This is a genomic window from Chryseobacterium sp. HR92 (assembly GCF_045689405.1).
Taxonomy (GTDB): domain Bacteria; phylum Bacteroidota; class Bacteroidia; order Flavobacteriales; family Weeksellaceae; genus Chryseobacterium; species Chryseobacterium viscerum_A.
In genome coordinates, this window is record NZ_CP139139.1 from 2,213,858 (window position 1) to 2,237,843 (window position 23,986).

The window sequence follows — 23,986 nt, forward strand, 5'->3', positions numbered from 1 at the left end:
ATTTGTTCTTGTCTTTCTGAAAATCTTCTTCAGCGATTTTGTAAGCTTAGTTTTTAATGCTTTGTTGTTGTGGTTTTACTTCTACAGGGTTTTCTGTATTGTCATAGAAAAGCCATTCAATGGCTCTTGGGAACTCCTGTGACCAGTAAAATTCATTATGGGTGCCTTCAGGGTTGATATTGGTTTTAAACTCAAAATCAAAAAGCTTTTTCTCTTCCCATCTTTTAAGATATTCTTCAAAAATATGAATTCTTTTGACCATTTTAGATCCTTCCTGGCCTCCTCCATAAAGATAAATTTTTGTTTTAAAAGGAACCCTGAAATTCATCATCGGAAAGTTGTTGTTAGGCTCTACCCAAAGAGAGGGTGAGAAGATCAATAATTTGGAATAGACTTCAGGATAAAGAAACCCGCTGTATATGCTGATCAGTGCTCCCAATGAACTGCCTCCGATTCCGGTATTGTCGCGGTCTTTTTTTGTTCTGTAGTTTTCATCTACAAAAGGTTTTAAAGTATCTGCAATAAAGCGGATATATTTTTTTCCCTCAGAGCCGTTGGCTACATGATCATTATCAAAAATATATTCTTTGATTCTTTCCTCGCTGCCATGCTCTATGGCAATGATGATAAGGTCACCACGGCCATATTCTGCAAGGATAGACAGTTTTTTGTCAATTTCCCAGTTTCCGAAGCCGCTTCCTTCATTGAATAAGTTCTGGGCGTCCTGAAGATATAAAACAGGATATCGCTTATCTGTTGTATGATAATCATAGGGAAGCAGTGCCCAGACTTTACGGTGGCGGTCAAGCTGCGGGATATAAAAATTTTCGGAAATCACTTCAGCAATGGGATAATATTCTTCTTTGAACGGCCCCCAGTTTAATCTCCATTTTTCTATCGTATCAGAAGTTTTGCCGGCAGATCTTTTTACTTTGCGGTTGGGAGTAATATTTCCATATTGGTCCAGTTCCACATTCTCCCAGCCTCCCTTTGTGAATTTATAATCAATTTCTTCTGGCAGAAGCTGATCTTCAATTTCTATAAAGTAATTGGAGGAGTCAGTTTGTTTAAGCTGGAAATTGTAGTCTTTGGGATTCCAGCTGTTGAAATTTCCGGTAATAAATACCGGCCTGTCGTCTTTTTCTTCGGTATAAAGTTCAAACCTCATCGTGTGTGTTTAATAATGTTGATGTTAAATTTATAAAAAAAGATTGTTTTGAAATCATAAAAATGTGAGGTAAAAAATGATATATTTGATAGAATGACAAAACACGAAATGATATTGATAATTATTTGATGAATAATTAATCGCTATTGTCAGTATTTTTCGTAGTTTCAGGGAAATTATAAATACAAACCGATCTTGATGAATTCTGTTAAAACCTACACGCTTTTCACTGATCATGATGTGTATCTTTTCAAAGAAGGTAGGCATTATAAGCTGTATGGTAAATTTGGAGCGCATTCTGCAGAAAAAGATGGCGTGAAGGGCGTGTATTTTTCAGTGTGGGCTCCTAATGCAAAGAAAGTTTCCGTGATCGGAAATTTTAATAACTGGAATCATAAAGATCATATTTTGTTTCCAAGATGGGATGGATCAGGAATTTGGGAAGGATTTATTGAAGGATTAACCTGGGGTACATTATACAAGTATGCCATTGAAACAGCAAGAGGCGAGATCCTGGAAAAAAGCGATCCTTATGCCGTAAGCTGGGAACAGAATATTCAGGCGGCTTCCTTGGTTTCTACCACCTGGTATGAATGGAATGATCAGGAGTGGATGGATAAACGCTGGGAAAGAAACAGACTTGAAGCTCCTATATCAGTGTATGAGCTGCATCTTGGTTCCTGGGTGAGGGAAGGTGATAATCCGGGTCAGTTTTTAAATTATCGGGATATTGCGGAAAAGCTGGTTCCCTATGTCAATGAAATGGGTTTTACCCACGTAGAGTTTATGCCTGTGATGGAGTATCCATATGATCCCAGCTGGGGATACCAGATTACAGGTTTTTACGCAGCTACTTCACGCTTCGGTTCACCGCAGGATCTGATGTTTCTCATTGATGAACTTCATAAAAATAATATAGGTGTTATCCTGGATTGGGTTCCGTCTCATTTTCCGGGAGATGCTAATGGTCTTCACCGTTTTGATGGATCATATCTCTATGAACATGAAGATCCTAGAAAAGGTTTTCATCCCGATTGGAAATCCCATATTTTCAATTACGGAAGAAATGAAGTCAAATCTTTTCTGATTTCAAATGCTATGTTCTGGCTGGACCGCTACCATGCTGACGGATTGCGTGTGGATGCAGTAACTTCAATGCTTCATCTGGATTATTCTAGAAATGAAGGAGAATGGGAACCGAATATCTATGGAACCAATGTAAATCTGGAAGCAAAAACCTTTCTGCAGGAATTTAATACTGCAGTTTATAAGGAATTCGGAAATAATATCATGACCATAGCAGAGGAAAGTTCAGATTTCCCTATGCTTACAAAACCTGTGCATGACGGAGGTGTAGGCTTTGGAATGAAATGGATGATGGGCTGGATGCATGATACTTTGGATTATTTCAAAGAAGATTTTGATAATCGTAAATTCCATCATCATAAGCTGACGTTTGCTTCTATGTATATGTATAATGAAAATTATATGATGCCTTTGTCGCACGATGAAGTCGTACACGGAAAAGCAAGTCTGATCTATAAAATGAAAGGTGATGAATGGCAGAAATTTGCCAATCTGCGTACCTTATATGTATACATGTATACCCATCCCGGGGCCAAACTGCTTTTCATGGGGGATGAATTCGGGCAGACGAGTGAATGGAACTTTACCCGAAGTCTCGACTGGCATTTGCTGAAATATCCTGTTCATAAAGGAATGCAGGAAATTGTTAAAGAACTGAATCACCTGTATACATCAGAATCTGCCTTTTATGAAAATCAGTTTGATAAACATGGTTTTGAGTGGGTAGAAGCCGATGACCTGGAAAACTCTGTGTATGTATACCTGAGAAAAGGAAAACGAAAAGATGATGTTGCTATGGTAGCTTTAAATCTGGCTCCAAAAGTACTGGATTATAAAATCGGGATTCCTTCAGGAACTCATTGGGAGGTTATTTTAAATTCCGATGATGAAAAATACAGCGGAAGTGGTGTAGAACCTGAAATCCTGGAAGAAAAGGATGAAGAATGGAGAGGATATCCGAAATCAATGACTGTGAAATTACCGCCATTGGCAGGAATTATTTTAAGACAGAAGAAAGATAAAAAGTATAAATTACACAGAATTAAACACAAGAGATAAAGAATGGTTGTTTATCATTTAAGTACAGAATGTTATCCTGTAGCAAAAGTAGGTGGTCTTGCGGATGTAGTGGGAGCGCTGCCAAAATATCAGAATAAAATTAAAGGAATAGAAGCTAAGGTAGTAATGCCATGGTACAATAAGCCCTTTATATATGATCATGAATTTGATCTGGTTTTTGATGGATTTATTCATCAGGGAACCAATATGCTGCAGGTTCAGGTGTTGAAAGAAAAGACAGATGTTTTGGGATTTGAACTCTATATGGTGAGAATTCCCGGATTATTAGACAGAGACAATCCTTATGGTTATCAGGATGAAAGTTTCCAGTTTATGGCTTTCCAGCATGGGGTGTTACACTGGCTGTGTGCCATGGAAATCCGCCCTGATGTTTTACACTGTCATGATTATCATACGGGTCTGGTTCCTTTTATGGTAGAAAACTGTTCAGAATTCCGATTCTTAAAAGGAGTGAAAACAATAGGAACGATCCACAACGGAGAATACCAGGGGATGATGAGCTGGGGAATGGCCAATTATATGCCGTCTTTCGATTCTTATAAATGGGGACTGATGGATTGGAACGGATTTATGAATCCTCTGGCCAGTATGATTAAATGTGCCGATGCCTTTACCACCGTTTCAGAAGGATATCTGGAAGAACTTTTTATAAGCTTTCGCGGTTTGGAAAGTCTCGTCCGCCAGGAATTTGGAAAAGCATATGGAATCATCAACGGTATTGATGCTGAAGTCTGGAACCCTGAAACCGATCCGATGCTGGATTTTAACTTTAACAGTAAAAATGCAGTAGCTCAGAAGAAGAAAAATAAAGAACAACTGTGTAAAGAATATGGTTTGAAGCCGGAACTGCCTTTATTTGCCTTTATTGGGAGATTTGCCACGGAAAAAGGAGCAGATCTTTTACCGGATGTAGTATGGAAAAGTATTAAACAGAGCTACGGAGCTTTAAATATAATGATTCTGGGTTCCGGAAATACCTATATTGAGAATAAGCTAAAGGAATATGATTACACTTATACCAACTTTGCTCTGGATCTGGGATATAAAGAACATCTTTCCCATAAAATCTATGCATCGGCAGATTTCCTTCTGATGCCTTCAAGGGTAGAGCCTTGCGGATTGAATCAGATGTATTCCATGAGATATGGCACTGTTCCAGTGGTAAGGTATACGGGAGGCCTCAGGGATACCGTAGAAGATATTTCAACGGGAGGAGCAGGACTGAACTTTACTTATCCGGGTGTAGATGATGTTGTACATGCGATGAACAGGGCAATGGCAATTTATAATCAAAAGGGAGTGATGGAAGATCTTATCCATGCCAACATGAATTTTGACTTTGCATGGGAGAAATCTGCAGAAAAATACATAGCTTTATATAATAGCTGATACAATGAAAATAGAGAATGTTTTAAAGTAGCAGTGAACACTAAGAACAAAACAATAAACTAAATAAAAAACGCAAGATATTTATGAATCGAAATGTAATCTCCATTGTTTTAGGAGGAGGCAGGGGAACAAGATTATTCCCGTTAACATATTCCAGATCGAAACCGGCTGTGCCTATCGCGGGGAAATACAGGTTGGTAGATATTCCTATTTCAAACTGCCTGAATTCAGGATTAAATAAAATTCTGGTTTTAACGCAGTTTAATTCTGCTTCTCTCAATTCACACATTAAGAATTCTTATCACTTTGATATCTTCAGTAAAGGCTTCGTCGATATCCTGGCAGCCGAACAGAATGTAGAAAATGAAAGCTGGTACCAGGGAACTGCAGATGCTGTAAGACAATCGATGAAACACCTTGAAAAGTATGATTATGATTATATCCTGATTCTTTCAGGAGATCAGCTGTATCAGATGGATTTCAGAGAAATGCTTGATTTTCACATTGAAAATGGGGGAGATCTTACCATCGCTACCATTCCGGTGAATGCAAAAGATGCCACAGGTTTTGGGATCTTAAAGTCGGATGATGAAGGAAATATTACATCTTTCTATGAAAAGCCGGATTATGAGATGCTGGAAGGTCTGAAATCTGAGGTTTCAGCAGAAAATAAACATACAGGAAAAGAATTCCTGGCCTCCATGGGAATCTACATCTTCACCAAGACCATCCTTAAAAAGATGTTTGATGAAGGAGCTGGTGATGATTTCGGAAAAGATATTATTCCAAGTTCCATCGGAAAATACAAGACATTAAGCTATCAGTATGAAGGTTACTGGACAGATATTGGAACTATAGAATCTTTCTACGAAGCCAATCTGGATCTTTGTCTGGATCTTCCTCAGTTTAATCTTTTCTCTTCTTCACCCATTTATACCAGAGCAAGGATGCTTCCACCGTCAAAAATCAATGGTTCTTATGTAAGTAAGGCTGTATTTGGCGACGGATGTATCATTATGGCTGATAAAATTGAAAATTCAGTAATCGGGAACAGAACAAGGATTGATAAAGGAAGTACCATCGTGAATTCTTACGTTATGGGAGCTGATTTTTACCAGAATACTACAGAAATTGTACTGAATGACAGAGCTGGCCGTCCTAATATGGGCATTGGGAAATATTGTTATATAGAAAAAGCAATCCTTGATAAAAACTGTTACATCGGAGACAATGTGAAAATTATAGGAGGAAAACATATCCCGGATGGTGATTATGGAACCTATTCCGTACAGGATGGGATTGTTGTAGTGAAGAAAGGTGCTGTAATTGCTCCAGGAACACATGTTGGATAGTAGGAAGGAAGATGGAAGTTATCAAGGAAGGAATAGAACTAGGGGTCCTATCATATTAGAATTTAGGCTTATTTGGGTAAGCAGAATATTTTCAATCAGAAGTCTATTAGCGATTTCTACCCAATAGTAACTTCCAGCTTCCCTCATCCATCTTCCAGCCTTTAACCAGGTTAATTATTGTTAAACATACAATCAGGGTGATCAGCATATTGTTCACTCTTTTTATTTGTATTATTTTTGTGCGATGCGTATTTTTAAAATATTAACTTTTATCGTTGTTTTGTTGGGGGGAGCTTATGCTGCTTCCATGTACTATTTTGTAGACGAAAGTAAAAACTTTACTATTGAAAAGGAGATTGATTATCCGGTAGATAAGGTTTTTACCCAGTTTAATAATCTGCAGAATTTTACGAGATGGAACAACTTCTTTACCAGTTCGCAATCTATTGATATTGACTATTATACGCCTTACGAAGGACAGGGAAGTGCCATCAGCTATGTGGATCCTAAAAATAATACAGATGGAGAAATGTTCATCAGGTATGAGAACCTTAATAAGACATTGAAATATCAGCTTTTTGAGGATGAAAATGAAAATCCAACGTTGGTTGATGTCAAATTTAAACCTGTTTCTGCAGAAAAAACAAAAATCATCTGGTACGTACATACACCCAAACTGCCTGTCTGGAAAAGAGTAGAGAACTTCTGGACTGAAGATCGTTTTGCTGAGAATATCAACAAAAGCATGACCAATCTTAAAAACTCTTTAGGAAATAAAGTAGAAAAAGATAATCAAATGGCCGCGATCAAATATGACAGTCTTATGGTAGAAAATGAAGAAGAAAAGCTGCTTCTCGGGATCAATGTAAGTACTTCAAATAAAAAAGACGCTCTGTACAAAAATATTGTGATGAATTATAATAAAGTTTATAATTTCGTGACGATGGATATGGGGAAAAGAGATGATGAATTTGGATATCCCATCCTGATCACTGATGCAGACAATTATAAAGACAAAGAAGTTTCATATTTTCTCGGAATTCCGCTTTCTAAGAGAATTGGAGTATCTGACAATAATTTCAATTTTAGATCCGTAAATCCGTCTCAAAATTATGTTATGTACTACAAAGGGAGCTATGAGGGACGAATTCGGGCAATTCAGCAGCTGATTCAGAAAGCCAAAAAAGACGAGATGCGCTTCGGAGATATCCACCAGACCTTTATTGAACGTCCGATGGAAGGGCAGGAGGTAAACGTTAAGCTCTCATTATCAGTGTATAAGTGATTTTTTTTTAATTTATTTTTTCTTAAGTTTTTTTAACGGTTTCAGACTGTTCTAACTCGGTTTTTTTTATTAAATTTGAAGATTAATTCTACAAATAAATTTTAATAAATAGATAAACTGTAATAATGGACAGATTTTCATTCCTAAACGCAGCTCATTCTCAGTTAATTGAGGATTTATACCAACAGTACTTAAAATTCCCGGACTCCCTAGAACCATCATGGAAAGCCTTCTTTCAAGGCTTCGATTTTGCTTTGGAGAACTACGGAGATGACGATAACACTCAGTTTATTCAGGCTTCAGCCAACGCTGCTCCGGCAGTACAACAACAGATTTCTCAGGCAGTATCAAACGGAGAGGTTCCTGAGCACATCAAAAAAGAATTTAAAGTAGTAAACCTTATTGAGGCTTACAGAACAAGAGGGCACCTTTTTACAAAAACTAACCCGGTTAGAGAAAGAAGACACTATACACCTACTTTAGACATCGAGAACTTCGGTCTTTCTAAAGAAGATTTAAATACAAAATTCAACTGCGCTGTTGAAACAGGAATGAAAGAGCCTGCTACTTTGGCAGATCTTATCAAGCACCTTGAAAACATCTACTGTGATTCTATCGGAGTAGAGTACATGCACATCAACAACGTTGAAGAAAAAGATTTTATTAAAAGATGGCTTCAGGTAAATGAAAACCATCCAAGCCTTTCTGCAAACGAAAAAACAGAAATCTTATTAAAATTAAACCAGGCGGTTGCCTTTGAAAATTATCTTCACACAAAATTTGTAGGACAAAAAAGATTCTCATTAGAAGGTGGTGAAACATTAATCCCTGCTTTAGATCAGTTGATCTCAAGATCTTCTCAGTTAGGAGTAGATGAAGTGGTATTAGGAATGGCTCACAGAGGTAGACTCAACGTACTGACTAATATCTTCGGAAAATCTTACAAGCAGATCTTCTCAGAATTTGAAGGGAAAGAATTTGAAGAAGATGTATTCTCTGGTGACGTTAAATATCACTTAGGATCATCTAAAAAAATCAAAACCGCTTCAGGAGAAGAAGTATGTATCAATTTGACTCCAAACCCGTCTCACCTTGAAACGGTGGCTGCTCTGGTAGAAGGTATCTGCCGTGCAAAAGTAGACGACAAATATAAAGATTACTCTAAAGTATTGCCAATCATCATCCACGGTGACGGAGCAATTGCCGGACAAGGTATTGCTTACGAAGTTGCTCAGATGATGACTTTGGAAGGATACAGAACAGGTGGTACAGTTCATATTGTTGTAAATAACCAGGTTTCATTTACAACAAACTATATGGATGCAAGATCTTCAACATACTGTACAGACATCGCAAAAGTTACAGAATCTCCTGTAATGCACGTGAATGCTGACGATGCTGAAGCTGTTGTTCATGCTATTCACTTTGCTGCTGATTTCAGAGCAAAATTCGGAAAAGATGTTTATATAGACCTTTTAGGATATAGAAAATACGGTCACAACGAAGGTGATGAACCAAGATTCACTCAGCCTAATCTATATAAGACTATTTCAAAACACCCGAATCCAAGAGAAATTTATAAAGATAAATTGCTTAAAGACAGCATTACTTCAAATGATGTAATTGCTAAGATGGAAACGGAATTCAAAGCCCTTTTAGATAAAGATTTTGATGCTTCAAAAGAAATTGAGAAGAACGTAATGGATCTGTTTATGGCTGAAGACTGGACAAACTATCCAATTGGAAAAAGAGGTGCAGTTCAGTTACCGGTTGATACAAAATACGATGCAGCAAAACTGAAAGAATTAGCGCTTAAAATGTCAACGCTTCCTGTTGATAAAAAATTCATCAATAAAATTACAAGACTTTTCGAAAACCGTATCAAGGCTATTGAAGGAAACTCATTAGACTGGGCGTTAGGAGAGTGGTTAGCTTATGCAACACTACTTGTAGAAGGTCACAACGTAAGAATTTCCGGAGAAGATGTGGAAAGAGGTACTTTCTCTCACAGACACGCGGTAGTAAAAACAGAAGATACAGAAGAAGAATATATCCCGTTAAGACACGTATCAGAAAGCAGATTTGATGTGTTCAACTCTCACCTTTCAGAATACGGAGTTCTAGGTTTCGATTACGGATATGCAATGGCTTCTCCCAATACATTAACGATCTGGGAAGCTCAGTTCGGAGATTTCGTAAATGGTGCTCAGATTATTGTTGACCAGTATCTTGCTGCAGCAGAAGAAAAATGGAAAATCCAGAACGGAATGGTGATGCTATTACCTCACGGTTCAGAAGGACAGGGAGCAGAACACTCTTCGGCAAGATTGGAGAGATTCCTTACCCTTTGTGCTAACGAAAACATGGTGGTTGCTAATATTACTTCACCTGCCAACTATTTCCACTTATTGAGAAGACAGTTGAAATGGGGATTCAGAAAACCATTGATTGTAATGAGCCCTAAATCTTTACTGAGACATCCTAAAGTGGTTTCTCCAATTGAAGACTTTGCAAACGGTGCATTCCAGCCTATCTTAGACGATCCAACTGCTGATCCTAAAAAAGTAGAAAAGCTGGTTCTTTGTTCAGGTAAACTGTACTTTGAATTATTAGCAAAGAAAGAAGAACTGAACTGTGAAAATATTGCATTAGTAAGATTTGAGCAGTTATATCCACTTCAGACAGATGCTATTGAAGCGATCTTCAACAAATACGAAAACAAAAAACAATTGGTTTGGGCTCAGGAAGAGCCTGAAAACATGGGTGCTTGGTCTTATATCCTGAGAAACTTCAGAGATACAGGAATCCAGGTGGTTGCTCCGGTACCAAGCGGTGCTCCGGCTCCAGGTAGCCACAAAATGTTTGAGAAAAACCAGAATGCAGTGATCAACAGAGTTTTTGATAGAGATGATGCTCCTGCAAAAAGACCAGTTACAGCTTAATTTAAATAATATCCAATTAAAAAATAAAAAATACTCGATATGTCAGTTTTAGAAATGAAAGTTCCTTCACCGGGCGAATCAATTACAGAAGTTGAAATTGCAACTTGGCTTGTAAAAGATGGTGATTATGTAGAAAAAGATCAACCTATCGCCGAAGTGGATTCAGATAAAGCAACTCTTGAATTGCCGGCAGAACAAAGTGGTATTATCACTTTAAAGGCAGAAGAAGGTGATGTAGTACAGGTAGGTCAGGTAGTTTGTTTAATTGATATGGATGCTAAAAGACCAGAAGGTGCTGCACCTGCTGCTGAAGCTCCAAAACAGGAAGAAGCTCCGAAAGCTGCTGAACCTGTAAAACAAGAAGCTCCAAAACCTGCAGCTCCGGTAGCGGCTCCACAAACATATGCAACAGGAGCTCCATCTCCGGCTGCTAAAAAAATCCTTGATGAAAAAGGAATGGATGCTGCTCAGGTTTCAGGAACAGGAAGAGATGGAAGAATCACTAAAACTGATGCTGAATTAGCGGCTGTTCCTGCATTAGGAGGAAGCCCAATGACAGCTACAGGTGCAAGAACTACCACTACGACTAAACTTTCAGTTTTAAGAAGAAAAATCGCACAAAGACTGGTTTCTGTGAAGAATGAAACAGCTATGTTGACGACTTTCAACGAAGTGGATATGTCTGAAATTTTCAGATTAAGAAAACAATATAAAGAAGAATTTGCTCAGAAACACGGAGTTGGACTTGGTTTCATGTCTTTCTTTACTAAAGCAGTTACAAGAGCATTACAAATGTACCCGGATGTAAATGCATCTATTGACGGTGACTTCAAAATCAACTACGACTTCTGCGATATTTCAATTGCAGTTTCAGGTCCTAAAGGATTAATGGTTCCTGTATTGAGAAATGCAGAAAACATGTCTTTCAGCGGAGTTGAAGCAAACATTAAAGATCTTGCTACCAAAGTAAGAGACGGTAAAATTACTGTTGATGAAATGACTGGTGGTACATTCACTATTACAAACGGTGGTACTTTCGGATCTATGATGTCTACACCAATTATTAACCCTCCACAATCTGCAATCTTAGGAATGCACAACATTATCCAGAGACCAGTTGCTGTTGACGGACAGGTAGTAATCAGACCAATGATGTATGTAGCAATGTCTTATGACCACAGAATTATCGATGGAAAAGAGTCTGTAGGATTCCTTGTAGCGGTAAAAGAAGGTATCGACAATCCTGTTGAAATACTAATGGGTGGTGATGAAAGAAAAGGCCTTGGATTATAGTTTTAATGAAATTATAATGTAAATATATTATCTCGCCTTAAAAAAGGCGAGATTTTTGTATTTATTAAGAAAATGCTACAATGATGTTTTCAAAAATGACTTCCAATATCAAAGTTTCAGTTATACCTGAATATGATAGTAAAAACAGTTATCCATCCGAAAACCGTTACGTTTTTAAATACAATATCACGATAGAAAATGACGGAAGCTTTCCTATCAAAGTATTGAAAAGAAAATGGTTGATTTTTGATGTAGGATTTGGATACACAGAGATTATAGGTGATGGCGTTATCGGCCTGACTCCTGAAATAGGAACGAGTGAGAATTTCGCTTATTTCTCCAATGTAATGCTTCGTTCCGGAGTAGGCAATATGAGCGGAAAATACCTTGTTAAAAACCTGGAGACACAGGAGACATTTGAGATTGATATTCCAAAATTCAATCTCCTGTCCGAAGTGTTGAGTAATTAATGATTAATAGATAGCAGATTAAGAACCCGGGTTCTTATTAAAGCTTTTTTATTTTCGCCTTCATATAATCGTTTACTTCATCATTGCTGGTGAGAAACAGTTTCTCAAAAGCCAGCAGTGAGATCTTTGCACACACTTCAGCATCTGCACCTGCTCTGTGGTGGGTGAAATCAATTTTATGATACTCAGCCAAAGGTTTCAAACCATATTTTGGAAGGTAGTTCCATGATTTCTTGGCAAGCTGTATGCTGCACAAATAATTGAGCTGGGGAGTGAACATTTCATAATGCTCCAAACATCCCCTTAAAACAGAAGCATCAAATCCTGCATTATGAGCAATCATAAGGCTGCCGTACATCATATCCTGGGCTTCATACCACACTTCATCAAAGGTAGGTGCATCCTTCACATCTTCCGGTTGAATCCCATGCACTGCAATATTGAATCTGCTGAAATAAGGAAAACTCGGAGGTTTGATCAGCCAGGTTTTAGTCTCTACAATCTTAGAATCCTGTACCACACATATCCCCATCTCACAAGCTGAACTTTTCTCGTGAGTGGCCGTTTCAAAATCTATTGCACAGAAATCCATTGTTTTAAATTATAAGTTGTTGATAGTTGTTGGTTGCTGGCTGTTTTTTTGTTGCTGGTTTTAGAGTTTAATGTTCAAAGTTTAATGTTCAAGGTTTTGGGTTCAAAGTGTAAGGTTTGTTGAAATTATAAATTTTTTCATTTACACGTTCTAGTTATTATATAGTAGAAGATTTGTTTCCCTAATCCCTAATCCCTAATCCCTAATCCCTAATCCCTAGAACCTATTACCTATCATCTGCCACCTGCTGCCTTCCTCCCAAAAAATGTTTAAAAATAAGCCATTTCGATTGATAGAACTCATTCTTTTGGTTTTTCTGACGAAGTTTCCATGTTCCCGGAAGCTGTCCATAAAACCCAAAATGAGCTCTTACAACAGCCCACAGATGTGGAAAGCCATGCTTTAATCCAAAATAAATTCCGGCAACCCCATCAAGGCATAATCTGAAAAAAATCAGCCAGATCAACTGAGGAAAGGGAAGGTTTTTAAGCATCATAGAAAGATTATTCCTGATGTTCAGAAAAGTCTTTTGTGCACTCTGTTTGTTGAGCGTTCCGCCGCCTACATGGTAAACTTTGGATTTTCCGATATAATAAATCTTTTTTCCTGAATTAATGAGTCTCCAGCAAAGGTCAATTTCTTCCTGATGGGCAAAAAACCTGGCGTCAAAGCCATTCTGTTCCCAGAAATCTTTTGAACGGATGAAAAAGCAGCATCCTGATGCCCAGAAGATCTCTGTTTCATCATTATACTGTCCTTTATCCTCTTCCAGATCATCAAAAATCCTGCCTCTGCAATAAGGATATCCAAGGTTGTCTATTAATCCGCCGGCAGCTCCTGCAAACTCAAAATAGCTTCTATTGTGATAAGATAAGATTTTAGGCTGTACTGCTGAAATGGAAGGATTCTTTTCTAATAGTTCTAAAGCTGGTTCTATCCAGTTTTCTGTAACTTCCACATCAGAATTGAGAAGGCAATAATATTCATTCGGGATGGCTTTCAACCCTTCATTATAACCTCCTGCAAACCCATAGTTTTTATCGTTTTTAATAACATTTACTGTGGGAAAATTCTTTTGTAGAAATTCAACGGAATCATCCGTAGAAAGATTGTCAATAACAAAAATATCCGCATTTTGAGAAAATTGTACTACATCCGGAAGAAACTTTTCAAGCCAATTTCTGCCGTTCCAGTTTAAGATGGCAACCGCCAGTTTTTTTTGCATGTCAATCTATTTTTCAGAATCAAAATTTTTGATAGAGTCCTGATATTTCCATTTTCTGTGTGACCAAAGGTAGTTGTCCGGATTCTTATGCAGTGTATTTTCCAATAATTTATGAAACTTTCTTACCACTTCATTTTCAGTAAACTTTTCACCATCAGGATATATTCTATGATAATTTACCTGATAATAACCTCTTTTCACCTTTTTCATTTCACAATAGATGAAAACAAGATCCATTCTTGTGGCAAGTCTGTCATAGCCTATGAAAGCAGGAGTACGCTGATTCAAAAACTCTAACCCATAAGTGACATGAGCGTGGTGAGGCGTTTGGTCAGCTACAAACATATAAGCAGAATCTCCGTTATTTTTAGATCTGAAGATATTCAGGATTACTTCATTGGCTTCCAATGCTTCATTTCCGAATTTGTTTCGGACCTTTTTCATCTGGTTTTCCCAAAAATCATTATTTACTTTTCTGTATACAGGGTGGCAGTGAGCTTGGGGAACAATCTTTGCCAATGCATTGATCCATTCCCAATTGAAAACATGTCCTGCCAGCAGGATGATATTTTTACCTTCCTTTTTAGCATCATGAAACAGTTCCTGATTGATATGCTGCATTCTCACTCTGGCTTCTGTCTCAGAAATGCTGAAAGATTTTATAGTTTCTACCAGATAATCTGAGAAATTAAGGTAGAATTTTTTTCGGATCTCTTTAATTTCTTCTTCCGATTTATCAGGGAAAGATTTTTTCAGATTTTGGGTAATTACCTCTTTTCTGTATCCTACCAGATAATAATTCAGGAAAAAGATGACGTCCGAAAAAATATATAATATTTTAAGCGGAAGCTTAGAGACGAAGTATAATATTTTGATTAAGAAATTCATAAAACACGCAAATTTAGTGATAATAAAATTATGGTTCTATTTTTGCAGAGGGATATATATTATTTTTTTATTTTTATGTTATGAAAAAATTGACAATATTAGCTTTCCTGGGATTAAATGCAATTGCTTTTGCCCAGGATGTAAAAAATACACCAGATAATGGAAAGCAAAAAACCGCTCTTATAGTTCCTACTGAGCAGAAAGAGTTAGAAGCAAAGAAAAAAGCTGCTGAAGAAAAAGCGAAGCTGCCAAAGCCTTATGATCCAAAAGCAGATGCTCAGGCTGATATTAATAAATTGGTAGCTCAGGCTAAGAAAGAAGGTAAGAATATTATGATCCAGGCTGGTGGAAACTGGTGTATCTGGTGTCTTCGTTTTAACAATTTTGTACAAACTACTCCTGACTTGAAGGAAATTGTAGACAAAAACTATCTGTATTATCACCTGAATTATTCTCCTGATAATAAGAATGAGAAAATTTTTGCGCAATATGATAATCCTGGTGAGAAATTTGGATATCCAGTATTTATTATTTTAGATAAAGACGGGAAAATGATCAAAGTTCAGCAGAGTGATGTCTTAGAAGAGGGGAAGGGTTACAGTAAAGAGAAAGTAAAAGAATTCTTTAATACATGGGCTCCTAAAAAAGGATAAAATACAAAAAACTGCTTCAGAAATGAGGCAGTTTTTTTATTCCTGTAAATCTGCTTTACCAGAATCCGTAATATTTTCTATGTAAAATGAAGTCTTTCAACGATTATTCAGATAGAGTAGATGTTTTTCAATCAGCAGGATTTGTGAGAAAATAATAATTACAGAACTTATAGTAACTTTTTAATCCAGTTTAATTTTTTATCAGAATATGGCGGGTATTTAATATCAGGTTCACCCCATGTGGTTTTTTCAAGAATAGCTTTTTGATGTGAAAAGGCTTCAAAACCATATTTCCCATGATAATTTCCTATACCTGAACTTCCTATACCTCCAAAAGGCAGATTATCATTGCTTAAATGCATTACAGTATCATTGATGCAGCCTCCACCAAAAGAAAGTTTGCGTGTAAAGATTTCTTTTTCTTCAGAGTTGTTGGTAAAAAGATAGGCCGCCAATGGTTTGTCAAGTTCTAAAACAGAGTTAAGAACTGCATTGTAGCTTTGAAAACTGATCACTGGCAGGAGAGGTCCAAAAATTTCTTCCTGCATGATTTTGTCATTCCAGTCTATATCATTCAGTATAGTAGGCTCTATGTGTAGTTTTTCTTCATTACAATATCCTCCGGAATAGATTTTTTCTTTATCAATAAGGGATATAAGACGCTGGAAATTCCTTTGATTAATAATTCTTGTGTATTGCTCAGAACTTGGTTCATATTTAAATTCTTTGATATATTTTCTGAGCATTTCAAGAAACTGTTCCTGAATGGTTTCTTCTACCAACAAATAATCGGGAGCTACACAGGTTTGTCCGGCATTAAGAAACTTTCCCCAGACAATTCTTTTAGCGGCCATTTCGAGATTAGCATTTTTAGTGACAATAGCCGGGGATTTTCCTCCCAGCTCAAGGGTTACAGGAGTAAGATGTTCTGCTGCAGCTTTGTAAACAATCTTTCCAACTTTAGTGCTTCCTGTAAAAAATATTTTGTCAAATTTTAATGTTAAAAGAGCCGTGGTTTCATCAATACCCCCTTCGTACACATACAGGTATTCAGGTGGAAAATTTTTATTGATGATGGTTGCCATTGCTTTCATTGTATTTTCAGCAATTTCGCTGGGCTTAAGAATACAACAGTTGCCGGCAGCCATTGCAGCAATAATAGGAGAAAGAGATAACTGATAAGGATAGTTCCAGGCTCCAATCACAAGAATACAACCCAATGGATCAGCGTAGACTCTACTGCTTCCCAATTGGTTGACAAGATTGGTGCTTACTTTTTTAGATTTTGAAAGAGATTTTAAATTCTTTATATAATAGTCAATATCATTCAGAATGAAAGATAGTTCTGTTGTGAGTGTATCAAATTTAGATTTTCCGAAGTCCTTATTAATAGCTTCATACAGCATATTTTCATTAGAAATAATAAGACTTTTAAGCTTTTCGAGATACATTTTCCGAAAAGCAAGACTTTTGGTTTGCTGTGTTTTAAAAAAATCCCTTTGGTTCAGTAAAATTCTTTCAATTTCCATTCGTAAGCTTTTGTATTAAACGTGATGGCCTGTGCAATATTGCGATCAGAAAACACGAACAATAAACCGGCCAAAGTGGATGAAGATGGAAGTCTCCTGATTGTTTGAAGGTAACTGGTTATTTAAAAAAAATTATTAAGTGTTTTACATATTAATCTGAGCGTCTTTAATTATTATATACGTCTTCCAGAACTTCATTCTTTCCAACCTCCAGCTTCCTTTTTTACATAATATTTCTCACAGCTATTTTTACCGGATGATAAAGTAATAAACAGATGGCAGTCATTAACGCCAGCCAGAATAATCCCGTGAAAATTTCCATATTGGAAAGGAGAATAGACTGAGCAGTTATTTTAGCTTTAAAAGCTCCTGCTGTCATGGATAGAGAATCATTCACTGATAATTTCGAAATATTAGCCCCGAAAATTTGACTCCATTGATTGTAAAATACAGGATTAGTGTCTGTAAAATTGGCGCTGAGTGTATCGGAATGTTTTAATGTTAAAAATAGCATCAGATTCTGCATTAAAGCATATCCGATAGCGGTTGTCCAGAAACGGGTTGTAGTCCCCAACGCAGTAGCATTGGATACATATTCTTCCGGAGTCCCTGAAATTAAAAAGAAAACAAGCGGCGTAAATAATAATCCCTGAGCGACTCCCTGCAGAAATAATGGTGGACAGATCGTAGAAAGGGTAGTGTCAGGATAAAAAGTATAGGTAAACCATGCACAATCTATGGCCAGTAATAGAAATCCTGTAAAGAAAACAATTCTTGAGGAAATTCCCCGAACCAGGCAGATTCCCGATAATAATATCCCCAAAAGAGTTCCCGCCACATTCCAGTATTGAATGTTCACAATATAATCCCAGGGCCATTTCCATACTGTTGCCATGATGCTGTATACGTTATTCAATCCGGAGCGGATCAGGTAAAAAATGAAAAACAGAATCATTCCCGCGATCACATTTTTTGAACTGAAAACTTCGAAATGAAACAATGGTCTCTTAGAATTTCTTTGTTTAAGCATAAATAATCCTCCCGAAAGCAGGAATATAAATAAACATATGATAATCGTGTCAGACTCGAGCCACATCAGTCTTTTACCATAAATAATAGCATAACCGCCAGCCTGCAGGCATACCCAAAGCAAAAACCAGCTGGTAATATCCAATTGATACAAAGGTTTTTTAGGAAAGAATCTGTTTCTGTTGAATAAAGCAATACCAATAATCAGTACAAACACATGAAAATAGACCATCATCAGGATCATATGCTGAAAATCGTAATCTTCAATACTGGATTTTAAAAGGGAAGTGGTAATTGTTCCCCCGGTCAGCATGATGGTGTACATGAATAGATAGGCTAGAACTTTAGCATGTTTAGTTTTTAATTCAGCAATAATCAACGGCAGGAAAATAGCTCCTTCCAGCAGCCCGAAAATTCCTTCTAAAAACCGGATTACCAAGATAACATGATAATCATTGGTAACTGATAAAACATAAAGAATAATCACGGAAATGGAAGCCATCAGCAGTACATAATATTTGACGCTGAAATACGCCATAAATCTTTGTAAAACTAAAAGGGTAACCACAAATGTCCCATACATCAAAATCATTAAATACTGGATGTCATCTGAATCCGCATCCATAAAAGAAGATGTGAAGGCGCTGTTTGAATGTAAAAGCGACAACAACATCAGGTGGGGAAACAATGCCAATATAAGAAGAGGCAGTTTCAGCCATTGTGGTACCCATTTATGATAAACTGTATTGTGTTGCATAATTTTTTAAGCATTAAGCTCAGGAAGAGACGGCAAATGAACAAATCTGTCATTGAACCGGATTAAAAAAATGCGAAAAGACAAAGGCAAAGGTGTAAACAAGTAAAAGGTAAAATGGCAAATATGCTTAAGAAAAAATTTGCAGTTTGTCTTTTCGCTAAAAAATAATGTATTGTAAAGCCTGAAATATGTTGATCAGAAGGTAATTTTGCACTCTAAAACTCTAAAACCCTCCCACACTCAAACTCATATCTTCTTCGCACTTACCAGAACATTCATTCCGGAAAGCAGTTTTTCGTTGTCTTTATTGTTATCCAGAATAATTTTCACAGGAAATCTCTGCTCGATTTTCACAAAGTTTCCGGTTGCATTATCGGGCTTTACTAATGAAAACTGAGATCCTGAAGCTGGAGAAACGGAAAGTATTTTTCCTTTAAATTCAACATCGGGATAAGCATCCGCTGTAATAATTACTTCCTGGCTTTGGTCAATCTGTCCAAGCTGTGTTTCTTTATAATTGGCTATGATCCATTTTTCTTTGCTGACCATTTGTACCAGAGCCTGACCTTCTTTAATCAGCTGCCCTTCCTGAATCGTTTTTTTTCCCACCCATCCGTCATAAGGAGCCGTAATCACTGTATAAGAAAGATACAGTTTCGCATTATTAAGACTTGCAGAACTCTGCTGAATCTGACTTTTAACAGGAGCAACCTTAGTCTGCTGCTCATTGGCTCCGGCTCTTATTGCATTTTTCTGCTGTTCCAATGCTAAAAGATTAGCTTTTGACTGCTCATAAGAAGCCTTTACATTCTCAAATTCCTGTTCTGTAGCCGCATCTTCTGTCAAAAGGTTTTTATATCTTTTATAATCTTGTTCTGTTCTCCAGATATCAATTCTTGCAGAAGCTATTTTAGCATCAATAATCTTTGTGTCGCTTTCTTTGGTACTGACACCGCTTTCAATTGTGCTTATGGTTGCAGTGTTTGCGTGAAGGTTAGCTTCAGCCATGTGTACCTGATTCACAAACTCCCTGTTGTCGATCACGATTAATGTATCTCCTTTGTGTACAAACTGATTTTCGTTAAATTTTATAGTTTTAATGAACCCTGAAACTTTGCTGGATACAGGCGTGATATATTGTTCAATCTGTGCATCATTCGTCGTTACATTTTTTCTTGAAAAAAGATAAAAGCTTACCATTCCTGTGATTCCGCTTATAATCAGGATCCAGGCCAGTAAAGTAATGGACTTGTTGATTCTTTTTTCCTTTTGTGTCAGTTGTTTCTGTGCCATAGTTTTTATAAGTTTCCAATCGTATATTGGAGTTGGTAATATTTAAGTTGTCTGTTGATTTTTACGGAAATAAGATTAGATTCAGCTTCCAGATAAGTATTATCGGCGTCGATCAGTTCAGTGATAAGGCTTAACTTATTGGCATATTTTGTTCTTACAATACGATAGTTTTCCTTAGCTTGATTAATTGCTTCTTCAGCAATTTTTACCTTCTGGTCTGTCTCTTCAAACTTTTTATAAGCTTCATATACATTATGTCTTACATTTTCCTCGTTTTCTTCTATCTGAAGTTTGGCCAGGTCAATATTTTCCCGTGCTTCCTGCATTCTGTATTTGTTCTTGTACAGATTTTCGATAGGATAGGTAAGATTTACCCCCATCATTCCCAGACGGTATGCATACGGTTCGGGAGGAAAGAACATCATGTTCGGATATTTTAAAAAATATTCTCCACCAGCTGTAATTTTGGGTAAATAATTAGCTTTGGTAATTTTTTGATCCAGTTCTTTCAGAGAAAGATTTTTATGGGTGATTTCAACAGACTCATTTTTGTTTAAAGCTGTTTCTGTCAGTTCATCAACATAAGGAATGGCTGCATTCTCCGAAATAAGATCTTCTGTATTCACATGCATTTCCTGATTTTCCGGAAGCGAAAGAATAGTCTTCAGTTTGTGTTCAGCAATCTGAATATCGTTATCCAGTTCCGTCCAGCTCATTTTGTGATTGGAAAGCTGCAGTGAGGTTCTTAAGACTTCATTTACCGTTACAACACCATTAGCTTTCAAAGATTTTACCTGTTTGATGTTTACGGAATCTTCTTTCATTTTATCATTAATAAGACTCTGCTGCTCTTTTAAATGATGGATCTGAAGAAATGCTGTAATGATTACCATTTTAAGCTGTCTCTCATCCAGATGGGTTTTTAAGGCTGAAATCTCAGTATCAATAGCCGCTTTCTTTTCCGTATTTTTTATTTTACCCCCCATATATACCGGAATGGAAGCAGATAATGTAAAATCATACATTCCATTGATAGCATCATATTCTGTTGCTTTGTTAAATACGCCGTTCTGATGCTGATATAAATTGGTTACCTGAGTATAGCTGGTATGAAATTCAATGTCCGGAAGCTTTTCCATTTTAAGATCTTTCTCTTTGGTAGCGGACATTTCCTGTTTGAGATGACTTATCTGTATGTTTTTATTATTTTTCAGCCCAATCTCTACAGCTTGCTGTAAGCCGAGATGCTGATAATCTACCATCTGTGAATGTAAAAAGTTGCTTAATAATAAGCACAACGCAATGCACAGATACCGGCATGCGTTAAATATGATATTCATAAATTAATTAAAGGATTTTTGCTAAAATGATTTTGATGCAGCAAAGTTACGACGACAAGTGTCGGACCCGATTTGTGAAAACAGAAAAAGATTTGCTCATTTACGCCAATTTGAAAATTCTTCTTATCTTTATTTCATGAATGACAGCCATTTTAAAGCAGTAGAAGAGGATGATGCAGAGTTTTACATCTACCATGTCCTCACAGGTAATGTAACAACAGAGATTCATTACCATAGTTCTGCACAATTAGTATACGCAGAAGGAGGTATTGTACATGTTTTTACAGATCAAAAGCATTGGTATCTTCCTGCAAGATGCTTTATGTGGATTCCTGCCGGGACGCCTCATTATATTTTTTCTACCAGTCCGAAAGTTGATTTATATAATTTTTATTTTAAAAAAGAAGAAAATGAAAATGGCTTTTTTGATGAAATTAATATTTATTCCGTCAATAATTTACTTCGGGAGATGATTTTGTATACTAAAGAATGGGATGGGAAAATCACAAAAAATGATACTTCTAAATACTTTTTTCTCAAAGCCCTTAAAGGTGTTTTACAGGAAAAAAAGCACAAGCATCTGGCATTTCCAATACAGCATCCATTTCCAAAAGATGAAACATTACTGAAGATTGCAAGGTATATTCATGCTAACCTTGAAAAGCCCCTTACCATCGAATCTACGGCAAAAGAATTCGGAATGAGTACAAGAACCCTTTCGAGGAAATTTAAAGAGATCCTGGGCATGAATTATGTCCGTTTTCTAAGGGCTTTGAGAATTACCCGTTCTCTTGAACTGATGCTGGAAGGAAAGTATAATATGTATGAAATTGCGATGATGGTAGGGTACAACAGTCTGTCATCTTTCAGCAATATTTTCAAAAAAGTAATTGGTATTGCTCCTACGGAATATCAGCATAAATTGAGAGGAGATAAGTAGTGAGTGGGAGTGTTTGAGAGTTTGAGGGTTTGAGATTCGGGTTACGGGGTACGTGTTATGTGGTAACGGGTTTTATAGTGTGGGATAGGTTTTCTTGCATTCTTACGTGTAAGGTTGTTAAAAAGCTAATATAATGAGTAATAGTTGTTAAGATTTCCTACATTCCCCTTCCCTGAAGGGGTGGATTTTTGCAAAGCAAAAAGACGGGGTAGTCTCTGCGCGTTGTCTTTCCCCAATTATATAAAAAAACCACCTCAAATAAATGAGATGGTTTTATATTGTGAGAAATTCTCGTTGCTTATTAAGCTTCTTCAGATTTAGCTTCTTCCTTCTTAGCAGCAGGAGCAGCTACAACTGGAGCGTCAGAAACGATATCGAACTCATAGTTGTACTCAACATTTCTGTGAAGTCTGATAAGAGCTGAGAATTTACCAGTTCTTTTGATTGTGTTACCAGGAATCTTGATGTATTTTTTCTCTACAGAAACACCAGCTTTTTCTAAAGCAGCAGATAGATCAGCATTGTTGATAGATCCGAATAGTTTATCACCAGTACCTACTTTTGCAGGAATAGTGATAGAAGTTTTCTTCAATTGATCAACTACAGCGTTAGCAGCAGCGATTAATTTAGCTTCTTCTTCTTTTCTAGCTTCTAATGTAGCTTCTAAAGCAGCTTTGTTTTTAGGTGTAGCTAAAAGAGCAATTCCTTGAGGAATTAAGAAATTTCTAGCATAACCTGGCTTTACGTTTACTGTATCAAACTCAAGTCCTAAGTTTTCTACGTCTTTTTTAAGGATAATTTCCATTGTTGTTGTCCGTTTTAAGATTGAAAAATTAAAAGATTGAAAAATTCAAAGATGTAGAAATATAAAAAATCTAAATCCAGAATCTAAAATTTAAAATCTCAATTTCGTTAGAATTAATTATTTATTCAGCAACAAAAGAAGAGGTTGCCCTCTTCTTTTATTTATTTTTTGTCTTATTTCAATAAGTCAGCTACGTATGGTAGTAATGCAAGGTGTCTTGCTCTTTTGATAGCAGCAGAAACTTTTCTTTGGTATTTTAAAGAAGTTCCAGTGTATCTTCTTGGTAAAATTTTACCTTGCTCGTTTACAAATTGTAATAAGAAGTCAGCATCTTTGTAATCAACGTGCTTAATTCCGTATTTTTTGAATCTACAATATTTCTTTTCAGATTTTGTATTGATATCAAGCGGAGTAAGGAATTTTACTTCTGATTCTCCTCCAGCTGAGGCTTGTTTAGCCATTTCATCTATTGCCATGTCTTGTCTTTTTAAAAAATAGGGTTAATTAATTAAGCTTTAGCTGCTTTTACTTTAGTTCTTCTAGTTACAGCGTACTCAACAGCATGCTTGTCAAGTTTTGTAGTAAGGTAACGGATTACTCTCTCGTCACGCTTAAATGCTAATTCTAAATCAGCTACTACACTACCTTCTCCTTTGAATTCGATTAGAGTATAGAACCCGTTCTTTTTCAATTGGATAGGATAAGCTAATTTTTTCAATCCCCAGTTTTCTTTAGCAACGATTTCGCAGTTCTTTTCTTTGATAAGATCTACATACTTGTTCACTGCTTCCTCTACCTGTGACTCAGATAGAACGGGAGTTAAAATGAAAACAGTTTCGTAATTGTTCATAATGTTAAATGAATTTGTTA

The 23,986-nt window shown here is 36.6% G+C and carries 20 protein-coding genes; 9 read left to right on the forward strand and 11 right to left on the reverse strand.

Features of this window, described 5'->3' with window-relative positions:
• Nucleotides 1-46: 46 nt before the first annotated feature.
• A complete protein-coding gene (locus SFA27_RS09930) occupies nucleotides 47-1,168 on the reverse strand; it encodes an alpha/beta hydrolase (RefSeq protein ID WP_047374350.1) in 1,122 nt (373 codons plus the stop codon).
• A 198-nt stretch (nucleotides 1,169-1,366) separates the two neighbouring features.
• On the opposite strand from SFA27_RS09930, the gene glgB reads away from it, so the two are divergent.
• From glgB to apaG, 7 genes are all read left to right on the forward strand, one after another.
• On the forward strand, nucleotides 1,367-3,313 hold the full coding sequence (gene glgB, locus SFA27_RS09935; RefSeq protein WP_407297948.1) for a 1,4-alpha-glucan branching protein GlgB: 1,947 nt from the start codon (nucleotides 1,367-1,369) through the stop codon (nucleotides 3,311-3,313).
• 3 nt (nucleotides 3,314-3,316) lie between these two features.
• On the forward strand, nucleotides 3,317-4,723 hold the full coding sequence (locus SFA27_RS09940; RefSeq protein WP_407297949.1) for a glycogen synthase: 1,407 nt from the start codon (nucleotides 3,317-3,319) through the stop codon (nucleotides 4,721-4,723).
• Nucleotides 4,724-4,806: 83 nt separating this feature from the next.
• On the forward strand, nucleotides 4,807-6,075 hold the full coding sequence (locus SFA27_RS09945; RefSeq protein ID WP_047374356.1) for a glucose-1-phosphate adenylyltransferase: 1,269 nt from the start codon (nucleotides 4,807-4,809) through the stop codon (nucleotides 6,073-6,075).
• 244 nt (nucleotides 6,076-6,319) lie between these two features.
• Nucleotides 6,320-7,360, forward strand: coding sequence for an SRPBCC domain-containing protein (locus SFA27_RS09950; protein ID WP_407297950.1), 1,041 nt, complete (start codon nucleotides 6,320-6,322; stop codon nucleotides 7,358-7,360).
• 125 nt (nucleotides 7,361-7,485) lie between these two features.
• On the forward strand, nucleotides 7,486-10,302 hold the full coding sequence (locus SFA27_RS09955) for a 2-oxoglutarate dehydrogenase E1 component (RefSeq protein WP_047374360.1): 2,817 nt from the start codon (nucleotides 7,486-7,488) through the stop codon (nucleotides 10,300-10,302).
• Nucleotides 10,303-10,341: 39 nt separating this feature from the next.
• A complete protein-coding gene (gene odhB, locus SFA27_RS09960; RefSeq protein WP_047374362.1) occupies nucleotides 10,342-11,595 on the forward strand; it encodes a 2-oxoglutarate dehydrogenase complex dihydrolipoyllysine-residue succinyltransferase in 1,254 nt (417 codons plus the stop codon).
• An 80-nt stretch (nucleotides 11,596-11,675) separates the two neighbouring features.
• On the forward strand, nucleotides 11,676-12,065 hold the full coding sequence (gene apaG / locus SFA27_RS09965) for a Co2+/Mg2+ efflux protein ApaG (protein WP_047374364.1): 390 nt from the start codon (nucleotides 11,676-11,678) through the stop codon (nucleotides 12,063-12,065).
• Between the two features lie 37 nt (nucleotides 12,066-12,102).
• On the opposite strand, the gene SFA27_RS09970 is transcribed toward apaG, so the two are convergent.
• The 3 genes from SFA27_RS09970 to SFA27_RS09980 form a co-directional block, all read right to left on the reverse strand.
• On the reverse strand, nucleotides 12,103-12,657 hold the full coding sequence (locus SFA27_RS09970; RefSeq protein WP_407297951.1) for a 3'-5' exonuclease: 555 nt from the start codon (nucleotides 12,655-12,657) through the stop codon (nucleotides 12,103-12,105).
• Between the two features lie 226 nt (nucleotides 12,658-12,883).
• The gene (locus tag SFA27_RS09975; RefSeq protein WP_407297952.1) at nucleotides 12,884-13,882 is read right to left on the reverse strand and encodes a glycosyltransferase family 2 protein; all 999 of its coding nucleotides are present in this window, start codon (nucleotides 13,880-13,882) and stop codon (nucleotides 12,884-12,886) included.
• Nucleotides 13,883-13,888: 6 nt separating this feature from the next.
• Nucleotides 13,889-14,770, reverse strand: coding sequence for a lysophospholipid acyltransferase family protein (locus SFA27_RS09980; protein WP_047374369.1), 882 nt, complete (start codon nucleotides 14,768-14,770; stop codon nucleotides 13,889-13,891).
• An 80-nt stretch (nucleotides 14,771-14,850) separates the two neighbouring features.
• On the opposite strand from SFA27_RS09980, the gene SFA27_RS09985 reads away from it, so the two are divergent.
• Entirely contained in the window at nucleotides 14,851-15,423 is a 573-nt protein-coding gene (locus SFA27_RS09985) for a thioredoxin family protein (RefSeq protein WP_407297953.1), read from the forward strand.
• 167 nt (nucleotides 15,424-15,590) lie between these two features.
• On the opposite strand, the gene SFA27_RS09990 is transcribed toward SFA27_RS09985, so the two are convergent.
• The 4 genes from SFA27_RS09990 to SFA27_RS10005 form a co-directional block, all read right to left on the reverse strand.
• Nucleotides 15,591-16,952, reverse strand: a complete 1,362-nt coding sequence (locus tag SFA27_RS09990; RefSeq protein WP_407297954.1) for an aldehyde dehydrogenase family protein — start codon at nucleotides 16,950-16,952, stop codon at nucleotides 15,591-15,593.
• A gap of 223 nt (nucleotides 16,953-17,175) precedes the next feature.
• Nucleotides 17,176-18,738 carry an MFS transporter gene (locus tag SFA27_RS09995; protein ID WP_407297955.1) on the reverse strand — a complete coding sequence of 521 codons (1,563 nt, stop codon included), beginning with the start codon at nucleotides 18,736-18,738 and terminating at the stop codon, nucleotides 17,176-17,178.
• 246 nt (nucleotides 18,739-18,984) lie between these two features.
• On the reverse strand, nucleotides 18,985-20,031 hold the full coding sequence (locus SFA27_RS10000; protein ID WP_407297956.1) for an HlyD family secretion protein: 1,047 nt from the start codon (nucleotides 20,029-20,031) through the stop codon (nucleotides 18,985-18,987).
• Nucleotides 20,032-20,036: 5 nt separating this feature from the next.
• Nucleotides 20,037-21,371 carry a TolC family protein gene (locus SFA27_RS10005; protein WP_407297957.1) on the reverse strand — a complete coding sequence of 445 codons (1,335 nt, stop codon included), beginning with the start codon at nucleotides 21,369-21,371 and terminating at the stop codon, nucleotides 20,037-20,039.
• A gap of 136 nt (nucleotides 21,372-21,507) precedes the next feature.
• Between SFA27_RS10005 and SFA27_RS10010 the strand changes: the two genes are divergently transcribed.
• Nucleotides 21,508-22,311, forward strand: coding sequence for an AraC family transcriptional regulator (locus SFA27_RS10010; RefSeq protein ID WP_047375684.1), 804 nt, complete (start codon nucleotides 21,508-21,510; stop codon nucleotides 22,309-22,311).
• A gap of 301 nt (nucleotides 22,312-22,612) precedes the next feature.
• Here SFA27_RS10010 and rplI read toward each other — a convergent pair whose 3' ends face one another.
• The 3 genes from rplI to rpsF form a co-directional block, all read right to left on the reverse strand.
• A complete protein-coding gene (gene rplI / locus SFA27_RS10015; RefSeq protein WP_407297958.1) occupies nucleotides 22,613-23,116 on the reverse strand; it encodes a 50S ribosomal protein L9 in 504 nt (167 codons plus the stop codon).
• A 173-nt stretch (nucleotides 23,117-23,289) separates the two neighbouring features.
• Entirely contained in the window at nucleotides 23,290-23,592 is a 303-nt protein-coding gene (gene rpsR, locus SFA27_RS10020) for a 30S ribosomal protein S18 (RefSeq protein ID WP_002979091.1), read from the reverse strand.
• 32 nt (nucleotides 23,593-23,624) lie between these two features.
• Nucleotides 23,625-23,966 carry a 30S ribosomal protein S6 gene (gene rpsF, locus SFA27_RS10025; RefSeq protein ID WP_047374382.1) on the reverse strand — a complete coding sequence of 114 codons (342 nt, stop codon included), beginning with the start codon at nucleotides 23,964-23,966 and terminating at the stop codon, nucleotides 23,625-23,627.
• Between the last annotated feature and the right edge of the window lie 20 nt (nucleotides 23,967-23,986).

Excerpts from the sequence above, each read along its gene's own strand:
- SFA27_RS09930 (WP_047374350.1), bottom strand. The coding sequence starts at position 1,168 with ATGAGGTTTGAACTTTATACCGAAGAAAAAGACGACAGGCCGGTATTT.
- glgB (WP_407297948.1), top strand. The coding sequence starts at position 1,367 with ATGAATTCTGTTAAAACCTACACGCTTTTCACTGATCATGATGTGTAT.
- SFA27_RS09940 (WP_407297949.1), top strand. The coding sequence starts at position 3,317 with ATGGTTGTTTATCATTTAAGTACAGAATGTTATCCTGTAGCAAAAGTA.
- SFA27_RS09945 (WP_047374356.1), top strand. The coding sequence starts at position 4,807 with ATGAATCGAAATGTAATCTCCATTGTTTTAGGAGGAGGCAGGGGAACA.
- SFA27_RS09950 (WP_407297950.1), top strand. The coding sequence starts at position 6,320 with ATGCGTATTTTTAAAATATTAACTTTTATCGTTGTTTTGTTGGGGGGA.
- SFA27_RS09955 (WP_047374360.1), top strand. The coding sequence starts at position 7,486 with ATGGACAGATTTTCATTCCTAAACGCAGCTCATTCTCAGTTAATTGAG.
- odhB (WP_047374362.1), top strand. The coding sequence starts at position 10,342 with ATGTCAGTTTTAGAAATGAAAGTTCCTTCACCGGGCGAATCAATTACA.
- apaG (WP_047374364.1), top strand. The coding sequence starts at position 11,676 with ATGATGTTTTCAAAAATGACTTCCAATATCAAAGTTTCAGTTATACCT.
- SFA27_RS09970 (WP_407297951.1), bottom strand. The coding sequence starts at position 12,657 with ATGGATTTCTGTGCAATAGATTTTGAAACGGCCACTCACGAGAAAAGT.
- SFA27_RS09975 (WP_407297952.1), bottom strand. The coding sequence starts at position 13,882 with ATGCAAAAAAAACTGGCGGTTGCCATCTTAAACTGGAACGGCAGAAAT.
- SFA27_RS09980 (WP_047374369.1), bottom strand. The coding sequence starts at position 14,770 with ATGAATTTCTTAATCAAAATATTATACTTCGTCTCTAAGCTTCCGCTT.
- SFA27_RS09985 (WP_407297953.1), top strand. The coding sequence starts at position 14,851 with ATGAAAAAATTGACAATATTAGCTTTCCTGGGATTAAATGCAATTGCT.
- SFA27_RS09990 (WP_407297954.1), bottom strand. The coding sequence starts at position 16,952 with ATGGAAATTGAAAGAATTTTACTGAACCAAAGGGATTTTTTTAAAACA.
- SFA27_RS09995 (WP_407297955.1), bottom strand. The coding sequence starts at position 18,738 with ATGCAACACAATACAGTTTATCATAAATGGGTACCACAATGGCTGAAA.
- SFA27_RS10000 (WP_407297956.1), bottom strand. The coding sequence starts at position 20,031 with ATGGCACAGAAACAACTGACACAAAAGGAAAAAAGAATCAACAAGTCC.
- SFA27_RS10005 (WP_407297957.1), bottom strand. The coding sequence starts at position 21,371 with ATGAATATCATATTTAACGCATGCCGGTATCTGTGCATTGCGTTGTGC.
- SFA27_RS10010 (WP_047375684.1), top strand. The coding sequence starts at position 21,508 with ATGAATGACAGCCATTTTAAAGCAGTAGAAGAGGATGATGCAGAGTTT.
- rplI (WP_407297958.1), bottom strand. The coding sequence starts at position 23,116 with ATGGAAATTATCCTTAAAAAAGACGTAGAAAACTTAGGACTTGAGTTT.
- rpsR (WP_002979091.1), bottom strand. The coding sequence starts at position 23,592 with ATGGCAATAGATGAAATGGCTAAACAAGCCTCAGCTGGAGGAGAATCA.
- rpsF (WP_047374382.1), bottom strand. The coding sequence starts at position 23,966 with ATGAACAATTACGAAACTGTTTTCATTTTAACTCCCGTTCTATCTGAG.